Genomic DNA, 13,907 nt, shown 5'->3' with positions numbered 1-13,907 from the left:
GACTCAGGTCACAGCAAGGTGCCGGTAAGGGTCAATTCCAGTGGAATTACGGGGCGTTGCGTACGCCCGTTCACTCGTACGAGGAACGGTTCGGCTCGTGCGCGCCCTTACACCTCGTCGAGGCCGCGCTCGATCGCGTACCGGACGAGCTCGACCCGGTTGTGCAGCTGGAGCTTGCCCAGGGTGTTCTGCACGTGGTTCTGCACCGTGCGGTGGGAGATGACGAGGCGCTCCGCGATCTGCTTGTACGACAGGCCCTTGGCCACCAGGCGCAGCACCTCGGTCTCCCGGTCGGTCAGCTGGGGGGCCTTCGGCTCGTCGGCGGTGGCCGGCGCGGGGCCGGTGGCCAGGCGCCGGTACTCGCCGAGGACCAGGCCGGCCAGGCCCGGGGTGAAGACGGGATCGCCGGCCGCGGTGCGCCGGACGGCGTCGATGAGCTCCTGGGCTCCGGCGGACTTCAGCAGGTAGCCGGTCGCGCCGGACTTGACCGCCTCCAGGACGTCGGCGTGCTCGCCGCTCGCGGACAGGACGAGCACCCGCAGCGCCGGGTTGGCGCCGACGAGCTCCTTGCAGACCTGGACCCCGGGCATGCCGGGCAGGTTGAGGTCGAGCACCAGGACGTGGGGGCCGGTCGCGTGGGCCCGGCGGACCGCTTCGGGGCCGTCCCCGGCGGTGGCGACCAGGTCGAAGCCGGCCGCGGCCAGGTCCCGGGCGACCGCGTCCCGCCACATCGGGTGGTCGTCGACGACCATGACCTTGATGTCGCCGGGGCCGCCGCCCGTGCTGCCGGTGCCGTCGGTGTTCTCGGTGCCACTGGTGCGACCGGTCGCGTTCTGCTCGTTCACTGGGTGCTCCCCCTCGGTACTTTCAGTTCCACTTCGGTGCCCTGTCCGGGGACGGACACCAGCTCGGCGCTGCCGCCGAGGTCGCGCAGCCGGCCCCGGATGGACAGGGCCACGCCCATCCGCCCCTCGCCCTCCGCCTGGTCGAGCCGGCCCGCCGGGATGCCCGGACCGTCGTCGCGGACGGTCACGATCACCTCGTCGCCCCAGTCCTCGACCAGGATCCAGGCGCTGGCCCCCTCGCCCGCGTGCCTGCGCACGTTGTCCAGCGCGGCCCCGACCGCCGCTGCCAGCTCCCGGGCCGCGGGCACCGGCAGCGGCACCGGGGTGCCCGGCTCGGCGAAGCTCACCCGGGAACCGGCGTGCGGCGCGAGCAGGGTCCGCAGATCGAGCTCGCCCTCGTCGGCTCCCGGCTCCTCGACCTCGTACGCGGCCACGAGCGCGCCGAGCGACTCGTCCCGGGAGATCCGGGACGGGCGCGCCAGCCCGCTGGAGACCAGGGTGCGCAGCGCGACCTCCTGCTCCCCGGCCATCCGGCCGAGCTCCGCGGCCTCTCCGCCCAGTTCGGTGCCGCGCCGCTGGACCATGGCGAGGACCTGGAGGACACCGTCGTGGATGTCGCGGGCGAGGCGTTCGCGCTCGCGGGTGGCGGCCTCGATCTCCAGGGCGCGGGCGAGCGTGGCCTCACTGGCCCGGGCGACCTCGACGACGTAGCCGATGGCGACGGAGGCGACCCAGACCAGCAGCACGTTGTGCAGGGTGTCCCGGGTGGGCTCGCCGCGCTGGACCAGGTTGGCGACGGCGACGAAGGTGGAGGCGAAGGCGGCCCAGCGCCAGCCGCCCTTGAGGGCGAAGGCGAGGACGGCGCCCGCGGTCCAGATGGTGGGGAGGGTGGGGCCGCCGGCCGCTATCCGCGCGTGGGCGTCGGCGAGCGGGGTGAGCAGGATCCCGAGGCAGGCGACGGTGAGGTCGGCGCCCAGGAAGCGCTTGGTGCAGCTGGCGGCGTTCGCCACCTTGGGGAGGGTGACCAGGGTCCAGCCGCCGAGGACCGCCAGATAGCAGACGGCGATCCACGGGCGGTCGAACTTCTTGTACGCGGAGGCGAACAGCAGCACCGCGTAGACCATGGTGAGCAGCCGATAGGCCGTCAGGGCCCGCCACAGCGGCTGCTCGACCGACATGCGGACGACACGCTCGCGCTTCGTCATATCCCCCACCCCCGTGGGCGGCCTCGCCCGCGTGCTGCTACTTGTCGGTCTCCGTGAGCCGGTCGGCCTGGCCGGCCTTCTCGGCCTTGTCCGCCTCGGCCTTGTGGGCCTTCTCGCTCCTGGCCGCGGCCTTCTCGGCGTCGGCGATCTGGCGCTTGGCGGCCGTCGCGTAGATGTCCGCGTACTCCTGGCCGGACAGCTTCATGATCTCGTACATGACCTCGTCGGTCACCGCCCGAAGGATGAACCGGTCCCCGTCCATGCCCTGGTACCGACTGAAGTCCAGCGGCTTGCCGATCCGGATGCCCGGACGCATCAGCTTCGGAACCACCTTGCCGGGCGGCTGGATCTTCTCGGTGTCGATCATCGCCACGGGGATCACGGGCGCGCCGGTGGCCAGTGCCACGCGCGCCAGACCGCCCGGCTTGCCGCGGTACAGGCGGCCGTCGGGTGAACGCGTCCCCTCGGGGTAAATACCGAACAGCTCTCCGCGCCCGATGACCTCGATGCCGCTCTTGATCGCGGCCTCGCCCGCACCGCGCGCACCGGAACGGTCCACCGGCAGCTGTCCGACGCCCTTGAAGAAGGCGGCGGTCAGCTTGCCCTTGACGCCCGGGGAGGTGAAGTACTCCGCCTTCGCGATGAAGGTCACCTTCCGGTCCAGCACGGCCGGGAGGAAGAAGGAGTCGGAGAAGGACAGGTGGTTGCTCGCGAGGATCGCCGGCCCCTCCGCGGGAATGTTCTCGAGGCCCTCCACCCACGGCCTGAAGGCGAGCTTCAGGGAACCGCCGATCGAGAACTTCATTGCGCCGTAGATCAACTCGAAAGCCTTCCTGTGTCTGTCGAACAGACCTTAACCCGTGGCCGCACCCGCAGCGGCCCGACGACCCTGGTCGGTACCACCCCCGTCGCGTACGGTGAAGTCACACAGCGCTACGCACCCCCATGCCCCCTTGAAGGAGACCCTGGTGCCCGTCCTCCCTGGAGCCGAGCCGTTCCGCCACGAGGGCGGAAAGGTCGGTGTCCTCCTCTGCCACGGCTTCACCGGTTCCCCGCAGTCGCTGCGCCCCTGGGCCGAGCATCTGGCGGCGCGCGGGCTGACGGTGTCGCTGCCCCTGCTCCCCGGGCACGGGACCCGCTGGCAGGACATGCAGCTCACGGGCTGGCAGGACTGGTACGCCGAGGTGGACCGTGCGCTGCGGGAGCTGCTGGACGACTGCGACCAGGTGTTCGTCTTCGGGCTGTCCATGGGCGGCGCGCTGACGCTGCGGCTGGCGGCCAAGCACGGGGACTCGATCAGCGGGATCGTCCTCGTCAACCCGGTCAACAAGATCCACGATCCGCTGGCCGTGACCCTTCCCGTGGTCAAGCACTTCGTCCGGTCGCGGCCGGGCATCGCGAGCGACATCGCCAAGCCGGGCTCGGAGGAGGTCGGCTACGACCGGATCCCCACCCGGGCCGCGCACTCCCTGCGGCGGTTCCTGCAGCTGCTGGACACCGAACTCCCGCAGGTGACGCAGCCGCTGCTGCTGCTGCACAGCCCGCAGGACCACGTCGTACGGCCGGCCGACTCTGCGCGGATCCTGGCGCGGGTGTCCTCCACGGACGTCACCGAGACCCTGCTGGAACAGAGCTACCACGTCGCGACGTTGGACCATGACGCGGAGCGGATCTTCGCGGACAGTTATGCGTTCGTCGGACGACTGGCGGAGAGCGTGGGCAGGGAGGGGGCGGCCAGCGGTGGCTGAGCACGAGGAGTCCGCGGGGGGTGTCCCTCCGCTGGACGAGGAAGCGGCGTGGGCGGCGATCGTCGCCGGGTACGGCCAGGAGCCGGCGGACCCGCCCGGCGCGCGGCCCTTCAGACCGATCGAGAACCTGCTCCTGCCGGAGGAGGACGTCAAGCCGTCCCTGCCGGAGTCCGCACCGGAATCCCCGGCGGACTCCGCGCCGGACTCCGCGCCGGATGCCCCGTCCGCGACGGCGCTGGGCAGTTCGGTGGTGTTCGCACCGGGGGTGGGCACGGCGGGCCCCCGGGACCACTCCCTGGCGGATCCGGACGACTCCCCCGCCGCGGCGGGGGACGAGGGCCACTTCGTGCCCCCGGAGCCGGAGCTGCCGGAGGCGGACGCGACGTCGAAGTTCGCCTGGCTGGCGGTGGTGGGCGGACCGGTCCTGCTGCTGCTGGCGGTGCTGCTCCAGTGGGAGATGACGTGGTGGCTGACGACGCTGGGCATCGGCGGCTTCCTCGGCGGTTTCGCGACGCTGGTCGCGCGGATGTCGTCGGGCGACGACGAGGACGACGACCCGGGGCGCGGCGCGGTCGTCTAGTGCCGCGTCAGGCAACGTTCGCCCCGTCGGCGTGTGAGGCGCGGGGGTCCGGGGGGCCGGCCCCCCGGCAACGGCTGGCGGTCGGCGGTCGGCCCCCCGGCTCGAGTCCGCGGGCGGCTACACCGCCGGCAGGCGCAGGGCGGCCAGTACCGGGAGGTGGTCCGTCGCCGCCAGCAGGTCCGCGGACGCGACACCCGGCAGGCCGGCCGGTACACCGCATGCCAGTACCTCCACCCCCGGGCCGGCGAACACCCCATCGATCCGCTTCGGCTGCCCGGAGCGGGCCCAGGTGTGCTCCGAGCCCCACGGCGCCACCGCCCAGCAGTCCTGCAAGGACCCGGCCAGCCGCCCGAACGCCGCGCCTTCCGGGCCCTCGTTGATGTCGCCCGCCGCGATCACGTACGGCACGTCCATCCCTGCGAGCCGCTCCAGGAGCATCCGCGACTGCTCCAGCCGCTCCGGCCCGTCCAGCGACAGGTGCGCGCTGAGCACCCCCACCCGCACCCCGCCGAACCGTACGACCGCCGTCGCGAAGCCCCTGCGGTGCCGGCCAGGGGTCAGGGGCAACAGCACGTCCTCGGTGCGCTCCACGAAGGCCCGCAGGGAACACAGGAGCAGCGGACCGGCCGCCGTCGCGCCGCCCGACAGGACCACCAGATCGCATCGCGCGGCCAGCCGCGCCGCGTGCTTGCGCCACCGGAAGAACCGCGGCGCCTCCTGCACGAACACCAGGTCCGGCGCGCACGCGCGGATCACCCGTGCCAGCGCCTCCTCGTCGTCGCGCAGCGAGCGGACGTTGTAGGAGAGCGCCCGGATCACGGCTGAACCGTCGGCTTCGGTACGGGAGTTCGGCAGCTCGGCGAGTTCCATACCGGGCAACATAACCAAACTGCCCGCCGTACCCCGGAGGGCGCGGCGGGCAGTCCTGTGAAACGGGCGGGATCGACCCCGGTGAGGCGGGCCGGCCCCGGCGGGGCGGGTCAGCCCCGGCGGGGCGGGTCAGCCCCGGCGGGGCGGGTCAGCCCCGGCGGGGCGGGTCAGCCCCGGCGGGGCGGGTCAGCCCTGGCGGGCCAGGTCGGCCGCGCCGACCAGGCCGGCCTTGCCGCCCAGCTGCGCCGCGAGGACCTGCGCGTGGGGCCGCCACGCGCCGCCGATCAGCCAGCGCTTGAAGGACTTGCGGATCGGGTCAAGGACCAGGTCGCCCTCGTCCGAGACGCCGCCGCCGACGATGAACGCCGACGGGTCGAAGAGCGAGGCCAGGTCCGCGAGGCCGGCGCCGGCCCAGCGGGCCAGCTCGCGGAAGGAGTCGATGGCCACCAGGTCACCGGCCCGTGCCGCCTCGCTGATGTGCTTGCCCTCGATGCCCTCGGGGGTGCCGTCGCCGAGCGCGAGCAGGACCGTCGCGTTCTCGGGGGTCGCGTTCGCGCGCTGCTTGGCGTAGCGGACGAGCGCCCGCCCGGAGGCGTACTGCTCCCAGCAGCCCTGGCTGCCGCACCCGCACAGCAGGCCGTCCGGGACGACCCGGATGTGGCCGAACTCGGCGGCGACGCCGAAGCGTCCGCGCCGGAGCTTGTTGCCGATGATGATGCCGCCGCCCAGGCCCGTGCCGAGCGTGATGCAGATGACGTCGTCGTGGCCCTGGCCGGCGCCGAAGCGGTACTCGCCCCAGGCCGCGCAGTTCGCGTCGTTCTCGACGACGACGGGCAGGCCGATGCGCTGCTCGACCTTGTCCTTGAGCGGCTCGTGGCGCCAGTTGATGTTCGGCGCGAAGAGTACGGTCGCGCGCTTGTCGTCCACGTATCCGGCGGCGCCGATGCCCACGGCGTCGATGGTGTGGCTGCTGCCCACCTCGGACACGGCGGCGCAGATCGCGTCCGTCACGCCGTCCGCCGTCGGCGGGGTGGGCACCTTGTACGTCTCCAGGATGGTGCCGTCTTCGTCGACCACGCCAGCCGCGATCTTGGTGCCGCCGATGTCGACGCCGATGGTGAGTCCCATTAGTCCCTCGGTTTCCGGTCAAACCCCGCCGCCGTCAACCGTACCCGAGAGGTGAAGAGGATCAGTCGAGATCGATCCGCTCGGTGGGACCGCCGCCGTCCTCGTCGCCGCCCCGGTCCGTGCCCTTCTCCGTACCCTCGCGGTCGGCCCGGACCCCGCTCCCGCCCGCGCGCTCGTCACGCGTCCAGCGGCGCTCGTGGCCCTCGACCGCCGAGCGGTAGGCGGCGAGCAGCTCGGATCCGGCGGCCGCGAGGTGGTCGAAGACCTCGGGATTGCGCTCGATGACGGGCTGGGCGGCGGTCTTCGCCTGATTGACGAACTGCCGGACGGCGTCCTGGGCGGCCCCTGTGATCAGCGGGTTGTTCAGCGAGGACACTTTGTCGGCGACGGCCTCGAACAGCTTGAAGAGCTCCTCGGCGGCGCTCCCGGTCCCCGCGCCGGTCCCCGCACCCTGTGACCTGCGCCGTTCCTTCTCCGCGGCGAGGTCCTCGGCGCAGGCCTCGGCCCAGGCCTCGTCGTCGACGGGAGCGTCGTGGGGGCGGTCGGTGGCCTCGCTCATGGCGGACTCTCCTGCGGCGGATGCGGGGCGTGCTGTGCGGACTACCTTCGACGGTACCCGAACGGCGGTACGGCGTTCAGGGCGTCCGGGGCCACAGGCCCGGGTCCGGGGTGAAGCGGATGCGGAGCACGTCCTCGGCCAGCGCGGCGCCGGAGACCGTGCAGCGGCGCAGGGCCGCGGGAAGCGGAACGATCCTGCGGTAGGGGCCGACGGTGAGCAGCAGCTCGTCGCCGCGCCGCACCAGGTCGAGCTCCCGCTTCTCGGCACGGGGCAGCGGGACGCACCAGACGAGCACCCCGTCCTCGGCGAGCCGGTCATCGACGGCCCACTCGGGGCGCGGGCGGGGCGGGCCCGCGGCGAAGCCCTCCGTGGCGGCGAGCCCGGCCAGGTCGTCCGGGCCCCGCGGGTCCCGGCCCAGGTGGGGCAGGGCGGTCAGGGGGACCTCCTGCGCCTCCCACTGCTTGGCGAAGGCGCGCTGCTGGGCGGCGATCCCGGCGACCCAGGGGTCGGCGGAGTCCCCGGGCACCGTCCGGTTGAGGACCAGGTCGCCGATGGCTATCCGGTGCAGGGCCAGGCCGAGCACCCCGGGCCGAAGGACCGCGTCGGCGGCCGGTCCGGGTTCGGCGACCAGCCGCACCTGGGTGCCGGGGGCCTCCACGACGGCCTGGACGGCCGCCAGCTCCTCGTCCCACCGGGCGGCGGCCTCGTACAGCCACTGCGCGGGCATGGGGACCCCGGCGAGCTGGGCCAGTACGGGGCGCAGGGCGCGGGCCGCCTGGCGCTCGGCGGGGAGCAGCCGGGCGAGGTAGCGGCGCAGCTGGGCGGGGAGGGCGAGGGTGGCGACGGCCTGGTGCAGCGGGGGCATGTCGACGACCACGAGGTCGGTGGCGGGCTCGGCGGCGGCCCGCCGCAGGGCGCGGAGCAGCGCGAACTGTTCGGCGCCGGGGAGCTCGGTGAGCTCGTCGGCGGCCAGGGGCCGGGCGCCGAGCATCCCGAGGAGCGCGGAACCGCGCTCCTGGAGTGCGACGAGCTCTTGGCGGAAGTCCTCGCCGGAGTCGATGCGGGCCACGCGGAGGCCGTCGGCCGGGCCCGGGCCCGGAGCCGGGGCCGTCGCGGCCGTCGGCTCGGCGGTGAGCAGCAGCACGCGGCGCCCCTGCCGGGCGGCGGCGAGCGCGGTCGCCGTGGCGACGGTGCTCTTCCCTGCCCCGCCGGGGCCGGTGACGAGGAGGGTGTGCATGGTGCTCCTTGCTGTGCGGCGGCTGCCGGGGGCCGGTCCCGGACCCCCGCGCCTCAAAACGCCGGCGGGGCTGACGACTCCAGCCCGCCGGCGTTTTGACGAGGGGTCGGCGGCCGGCGGCTAGACGGCCGCTTCGACCCGCTTCTTCAGGCCCGTCAGCGCGCGGTCGATGATGACCTTCTCCGCCTTGCGCTTGATCATGCCCAGCATCGGGATCTTGACGTCCACCGTCAGCTGGTAGGTGACCTCGGTACGGGTGCCGTCGCCCAGCGGCGCCAGCAGGTACGAGCCGTCCAGCTGCCGGAGCATCTGGGACTTGCTCAGGCTCCAGCTGACCACGTTCTCCTCCGGCCAGGAGTACGCCAGCGTGTGGTCGTCCTTGATCGCGCCCGCGTCCAGCAGCAGGCGGACCAGCGAAGCCCGGCCCTCGGCGTCGGTGGCGAGCACCTCGGCCTCCTTCACCTCGCCGGTCCACTCCGGGTAGCGGGCGAAGTCGGCGATCACAGCCATGACGTCGGCCGGGGACGCCTCGATCATGATGTTCGAGCTGGTGTGTTCCGCCATCGCGGTCGCTCCTCCGGGGAGTTTTCGAGGAAGTGTGCGGACGGCCCTGAGCCGCCGCGTGAAGGCTATCGCGCGTACGGGCCTCACCACTCCAGGGCCCAGGGCCTTCCGGTCGCCGCGAAGTGGCCCACGTTCACGCACTCCGTGGCGCCGATCCGCATCCGCCGGGCCAGCGGCTGGTGCACGTGTCCGAAGAGGGCGTAGCGGGGCTTGGTCCGCCGGATCGCGGCGAGCAGCGCCCCGCTCCCGCGTTCGAAACGCCGCGCCACCGTGTCGTAGCAGAGCTCCGGGACCTCCGGCGGGATGTGGGAGCAGAGCACGTCCACCTCGCCCAGCGCCTCGACCTTGGCGGCGTACTCCTCCTCGGAGACCTCGTACGGCGTCCGCATCGGCGTCGGGAGCCCACCGCCGACGAAGCCGAAGACCCGTCCGCCGATCTCCGCCCGCTGCCCGTCGAGCACGGTCAGGCCGGGGCCGGCGTACTCGGGCCACAGACCCGGGATGTCGACGTTGCCGTAGGTGGCGTACGTAGGCCGGGGGAAGGCGGCGAACATCTCCGCGTACTGGCGGCGCACCGCGCCCTCGACCAGCCGGTCCCGGTCCAGCCCGGTCCACAGCGCCCGGGCGAACTCGCGGGCCTCCTCGTAACGGCGCGCGGTGCGCAGCTCGACGATGCGGTCGGCGTTCTCCACGCCGAAGAGATCGGGGAAGATGCCGCGCGAGTGGTCGGCGTAGTCGAGGAAGAGGACGAGGTCACCGAGGCAGATCAGCGCGTCGGCGCCTTCCCCGGCCCGTGCGAGGGCTTCGGTGTTTCCGTGGACGTCGCTGACTACATGGACCCGCGTACCGCTCTTCGTGCCACCCATGCCCGCCACCCTAGGGGCGCTTGCCCACCACGGGTAGGGGATCAGGCGCAGCGGCCGGACCTGCGGTTACTTCCGAGTCTCAAACGGGGTCGACTACTGTCGACACCGCACGGCCGTGGCATGTGACGCACGGAACAATCGGCCGGTTCCCTCTATCCGGAACCCACTACCGGTGGGTAACGTCCGGTCGGTCCACATGGTGGCGATGGCGCCCAGAGGAGCAGCAGTCTTGCGCGAGTTCAGCCTTCCGGCTCTGTACGAGGTCCCGTCGGACGGGAACCTCACGGATCTCATCCGCCGCAACGCCGCTCAGCATCCAGGCACCGCCGTCATGGCCCGCAAGGTCGACGGCCAGTGGCAGGACGTCAGCGCGACGCAGTTCCTCGCCGAGGTCCGGGCCGCGGCCAAGGGCCTGATGGCCGCCGGCATCCGGCCGGGCGACCGGGTCGCCCTGATCTCCCGCACCCGCTACGAGTGGGTGCTGATCGACTTCGCGATCTGGAGCGCGGGCGCCGTCACCGTCCCGGTGTACGAGACCAGCTCCCCCGAGCAGATCCAGTGGATCCTCGGCGACTCCGGCGCCGTCGCGGCGATCGTCGAGAGCCCCGGCCACAGCGCGGCCGTCGAAGCCCTGCGCGACCGGCTGCCGGAGCTGCGCGAGGTCTGGGAGATCGAGCGCGGCGCCCTCGCGACGCTGGAGAGCGCGGGCGTCGGGATCACCGACGCCGAGGTCGACGAGCGCAGCGGCCTGGCCAACGCCGACGACCCGGCCACCATCGTCTACACCTCGGGCACCACCGGCCGCCCCAAGGGCTGCGTGCTGACCCACCGCAACTTCTTCGCCGAGTGCGGCAACGCCGTGGAGCGCCTGAAGCCGCTGTTCAAGACCGGCGAGTGCTCGGTGCTCCTCTTCCTGCCGGCCGCGCACGTCTTCGGCCGCCTGGTCGAAGTGGCGGCCGTGCTGGCGCCGATCCGCCTCGGCTGCGTACCGGACATCAAGGACCTCACCGACGAGCTCCAGTCCTTCAAGCCGACGCTGATCCTCGGCGTGCCGCGCGTCTTCGAGAAGGTCTACAACTCGGCGCGCGCCAAGGCGCAGGCCGACGGCAAGGGCAAGATCTTCGACGCGGCGGCCGAGACGGCGATCGCGTACAGCCGCGCGCTGGACACCCCGCGCGGGCCGTCCCTGGGACTGAAGCTCAAGCACAAGGTCTTCACGAAGCTGGTCTACGGCAAGCTGCACGCGGTCCTCGGCGGGCGCGGTGAGTACGCGATCTCCGGCGGCGCCCCGCTGGGCGAGCGGCTCGGGCACTTCTTCCGCGGCATCGGCTTCACGGTGCTGGAGGGCTACGGCCTGACCGAGTCCTGCGCGGCGACCACCTTCAACCCGTGGGACAAGCAGAAGATCGGTACGGTCGGGCAGCCCATGCCGGGCTCCGTGGTGCGCATCGCGGACGACGGCGAGGTGCTGCTGCACGGCGAGCAGATCTTCCAGGGGTACTGGAAGAACGAGACGGCCACCGCCGAAGCGCTGACCGACGGCTGGTTCCACACCGGCGACGTCGGCACCCTCGACGAGGACGGCTACCTCACGATCACCGGGCGCAAGAAGGAGCTCATCGTCACGGCCGGCGGCAAGAACGTGGCGCCCGCGGTGATCGAGGACCGGATCCGGGCGCACGCGCTGGTCGCGGAGTGCATGGTGGTCGGCGACGCGCGGCCGTTCGTGGCCGCGCTGGTCACGATCGACGAGGAGTTCCTGGGCCGCTGGGCAGCGGAGCACGGCAAGCCGGCCGGCGTCACGGCCGCGGAGCTGCGCGAGGACGCGGACCTCATCGCCGCCGTCCAAAAGGCCGTGGACGACGGCAACGCGGCGGTTTCCAAGGCGGAATCGGTGCGCAAGTTCCGCATTCTGCCCGCCCAGTTCACGGAGGAGTCGGGCCACATCACGCCTTCGCTGAAGCTGAAGCGGAATGTGGTGGCGAAGGACTTCGCGGACGAGATCGAAGCCCTCTACCGGGGCTAGTGCCGCGTCAGGCAACGTTCGCCCCGTCGCGGCGTCCGGCACGCACTCTCGCCGCACCGGCCGAAAGCCCAAGTACGTCCAGTACGAGGGCTTCCGGCCGGCACGCCGAGAGCACGCACCGGACGCCGCTCCTTGACGGGCAAACGTTGCCTGACGCGGCACTAGAAGGCCCGACGGCCCGCGGCCGGAGGCCGGATACCGCTGATCAGCGCGGGTCGGCGGGGACGCGGGCCGGCCGCAACGCCGGTCATGTTCCGTTCGCCGGCGTCAGAGCAGCCGGCGCAGACGCTCCGCCAGGAGGTCCCAGCGCCACTTCTCCTCGACCCAGGCACGCCCGCGCCCGCCCATGCGCTCGCGCAGGTCCGGGTCCCGGAGCAGGGCGACGACGCGGTCCGCCGCGTCGTCCGGCGAGCCGCCGGGGACCACCCAGCCCGTCTCGCCGTCCAGCACCGCGTCCGGGGCTCCGCCCGAGTCGCCCGCGACCACCGGCAGGCCCGTGGCGGAGGCCTCCAGGTAGACGATGCCCAGGCCCTCGACGTCCAGCCCGCCCCGGCGGGTCCGGCAGGGCATCGCGAAGACGTCGCCCGCGCCGTAGTGGGCGGGCAGTTCGGACCACGGCACCGCGCCCGTGAAGACCACCGAGCCGGCGACCCCCGTCGAGGCGGCCAGTTTCCGCAGCTCTCCCTCGTAGGGGCCGCCGCCCACCACCAGCAGCACCGCGTCCGGCACCGCCGCCAGGATCCGCGGCATCGCCTCGATCAGCGTGTCCTGGCCCTTGCGGGGGACGAGGCGCGAGACGCACACGACCACCGGCCGGTCCGACAGGCCCAGCCGGGCCCGGACCGCGGCGCCGCCCGATCCGGGGTGGAAGGTCTGCTCGTCCACGCCCGGCGGGAGCTGCTCCATGCGCGCGGCCGCCGGCTCCGTCAGGGCCGAGGCGATCCGCGAACGCGTGTACTCCCCCAGGTAGGTCAGCGTGTCCGTGCCCTCGCCGATCCTCCGCAGCAGCTGCCGCGCGGCCGGCAGCTGCGCCCAGCCCGCCTCGTGCCCGTGGGTGGTCGCCACGATCCGCTTCGCGCCGGCCCGGCGCAGCGCGGGGCCCATCAGGCCCAGTGGCGCGGCCGCCCCGAACCAGACCGACCCGCAGCCGTGTTCGCGCAGCAGCTCCCCCGCCCGCCGGGTCACGCGCGGGGTGGGCAGCAGCATCGTCGTGCGGTCGCGGACGACCTGGAACGGCTGCTCCGCGTCGAAGGCCGCGGTGGCTTCCCGGCCCTCGGCGGACCGCTTCCAGGTGGAGGCGTAGACGACGACGCGCTCGGGGTCCAGCCGCAGTGCCATGTTGTGGAGGAAGGCCTGGATGCCTCCGGGCCGCGGCGGGAAGTCGTTGGTCACGATCAGCGTCTTGTGCATCGCTTCGCGACCCTACCGGAGCCGGGCGGGACCGCCTGGCTTCCGCCCCCGCTCCCTCCGGCTGCCGCCCGGCTCCCTCCCGGCTCCCGCCCGGACCTCGGGACGGCGGGGCCTACCGGAACTCCCGGCGCAGCTCCTGCTGCCAGGCGCGGGTCAGTGCGGCCGCGTCCGTCCCCAGGGCATCGTCCAGCGCCGCGGGCAGCGACTCGCGGCCGGCCTTCCCGTACAGCGAGACGAGCGCCGCGTCGCCCCACGTGCGCGCGATGAGCCTGCAAGCCAGCCAGGAGCCCTCGTAGGCCCTCGCCAGGGCGTCCGCGTCCCCGGCGAAGGCGAAGGCCCCGTCGGCGGGCAGGGCGCCCGGCAGGTCGCCCTGGCCCACCGCCCGGCCGAGCGCCGGAGCGGCCTCGGCCGCCGTGCGGCCGAGGCCGCTGTACGCCGCCCAGTCCGCGAAGCCCTCGGAGAGCCACAGCGGGGTCTTCGCGGTGGTCGCCGCGCGGGTGGCGACGTGGGTGGTCTCGTGGGTCAGGATCACCTGGCGGCCCTCCGCCGTGAGCCGGCGGTACCCCTCCGGGTTGACCACGACCCGGTCGGCGGGTGCCGGGCCCGCCCCGGTCCGGCCGGTGGTGACGGCGCCCAGGCCCCGGTACTCCGCGGCCGGGCGGCCCAGCAGCGCCGCCATCGCGTCCAACGACCCGGGGACGAGCACGACCACCTGGCCCGCCCACGGGCCCGGCCAGGCGGCGCTCACGGCGGGCACCGCCGCGTCCGCCTCGGCGGCGACGGCCGACAGCGACTCGGGGCTCTGGCCGGCGCCGCCGAGCACCAGGGCGTGCGCGCCCCGTTCCACGGTCACCGGGCCCTGGTCCCAC

The 13,907-nt window shown here is 73.5% G+C and carries 13 protein-coding genes and 1 pseudogene; 3 read left to right on the top strand and 11 right to left on the bottom strand.

Annotation, left to right across the window (positions count from 1 at the left end; translation table 11 throughout):
* Positions 1 to 107: 107 nt before the first annotated feature.
* The 3 genes from J7E97_RS18290 to J7E97_RS18280 all read right to left on the bottom strand — a co-directional run bounded on the left by J7E97_RS18290 (position 108) and on the right by J7E97_RS18280 (position 2,855).
* Complete coding sequence (locus tag J7E97_RS18290) at positions 108 to 752, bottom strand: response regulator transcription factor (protein ID WP_215028392.1); 645 nt, start codon at positions 750 to 752, stop codon at positions 108 to 110.
* Positions 753 to 841: 89 nt separating this feature from the next.
* Positions 842 to 2,050, bottom strand: a complete 1,209-nt coding sequence (gene macS / locus J7E97_RS18285) for a MacS family sensor histidine kinase (RefSeq protein WP_215028358.1) — start codon at positions 2,048 to 2,050, stop codon at positions 842 to 844.
* Between the two features lie 37 nt (positions 2,051 to 2,087).
* On the bottom strand, positions 2,088 to 2,855 hold the full coding sequence (locus J7E97_RS18280) for a 1-acyl-sn-glycerol-3-phosphate acyltransferase (protein WP_215028390.1): 768 nt from the start codon (positions 2,853 to 2,855) through the stop codon (positions 2,088 to 2,090).
* Between the two features lie 163 nt (positions 2,856 to 3,018).
* Between J7E97_RS18280 and J7E97_RS18275 the strand changes: the two genes are divergently transcribed.
* On the top strand, positions 3,019 to 3,798 hold the full coding sequence (locus tag J7E97_RS18275; protein ID WP_215028357.1) for a carboxylesterase: 780 nt from the start codon (positions 3,019 to 3,021) through the stop codon (positions 3,796 to 3,798).
* Positions 3,791 to 4,378 carry a hypothetical protein gene (locus tag J7E97_RS18270; RefSeq protein ID WP_215028355.1) on the top strand — a complete coding sequence of 196 codons (588 nt, stop codon included), beginning with the start codon at positions 3,791 to 3,793 and terminating at the stop codon, positions 4,376 to 4,378. Before J7E97_RS18275 ends, J7E97_RS18270 begins: the two co-directional genes overlap by 8 nt.
* Positions 4,379 to 4,495: 117 nt before the next feature.
* Here the strand turns inward: J7E97_RS18270 and J7E97_RS18265 are convergent, their stop codons facing one another.
* The 6 genes from J7E97_RS18265 to J7E97_RS18240 form a co-directional block, all read right to left on the bottom strand.
* On the bottom strand, positions 4,496 to 5,248 hold the full coding sequence (locus J7E97_RS18265; RefSeq protein WP_215028353.1) for an endonuclease/exonuclease/phosphatase family protein: 753 nt from the start codon (positions 5,246 to 5,248) through the stop codon (positions 4,496 to 4,498).
* A 186-nt stretch (positions 5,249 to 5,434) separates the two neighbouring features.
* Positions 5,435 to 6,376 (bottom strand): ROK family glucokinase, encoded by a 942-nt coding sequence (locus J7E97_RS18260; RefSeq protein WP_215028352.1) that lies wholly within the window; start codon positions 6,374 to 6,376, stop codon positions 5,435 to 5,437.
* Between the two features lie 61 nt (positions 6,377 to 6,437).
* Positions 6,438 to 6,935 (bottom strand): DUF5304 domain-containing protein, encoded by a 498-nt coding sequence (locus J7E97_RS18255; RefSeq protein WP_215028350.1) that lies wholly within the window; start codon positions 6,933 to 6,935, stop codon positions 6,438 to 6,440.
* Between the two features lie 76 nt (positions 6,936 to 7,011).
* Positions 7,012 to 8,172 (bottom strand): ArsA family ATPase, encoded by a 1,161-nt coding sequence (locus J7E97_RS18250; RefSeq protein WP_215028349.1) that lies wholly within the window; start codon positions 8,170 to 8,172, stop codon positions 7,012 to 7,014.
* Between the two features lie 120 nt (positions 8,173 to 8,292).
* Entirely contained in the window at positions 8,293 to 8,736 is a 444-nt protein-coding gene (locus tag J7E97_RS18245; RefSeq protein WP_215028348.1) for an SRPBCC family protein, read from the bottom strand.
* Between the two features lie 83 nt (positions 8,737 to 8,819).
* Positions 8,820 to 9,602 carry a metallophosphoesterase gene (locus J7E97_RS18240; protein ID WP_215028347.1) on the bottom strand — a complete coding sequence of 261 codons (783 nt, stop codon included), beginning with the start codon at positions 9,600 to 9,602 and terminating at the stop codon, positions 8,820 to 8,822.
* A 229-nt stretch (positions 9,603 to 9,831) separates the two neighbouring features.
* Between J7E97_RS18240 and J7E97_RS18235 the strand changes: the two genes are divergently transcribed.
* Positions 9,832 to 11,628: a long-chain fatty acid--CoA ligase gene (locus J7E97_RS18235; protein ID WP_215028346.1), complete on the top strand. Its 1,797-nt coding sequence runs from the start codon at positions 9,832 to 9,834 to the stop codon at positions 11,626 to 11,628.
* A gap of 267 nt (positions 11,629 to 11,895) precedes the next feature.
* Here J7E97_RS18235 and J7E97_RS18230 read toward each other — a convergent pair whose 3' ends face one another.
* Positions 11,896 to 13,038, bottom strand: coding sequence for a glycosyltransferase family 4 protein (locus J7E97_RS18230; RefSeq protein ID WP_215028345.1), 1,143 nt, complete (start codon positions 13,036 to 13,038; stop codon positions 11,896 to 11,898).
* A gap of 112 nt (positions 13,039 to 13,150) precedes the next feature.
* Positions 13,151 to 13,907: pseudogene (locus J7E97_RS18225) on the bottom strand (hypothetical protein); the annotation flags it as partial.

Source organism: Streptomyces sp. ISL-66 (genome assembly GCF_018614135.1).
Lineage (GTDB): Bacteria > Actinomycetota > Actinomycetes > Streptomycetales > Streptomycetaceae > Streptomyces.
This window is presented reverse-complemented; position numbering and strand designations above follow the sequence as displayed.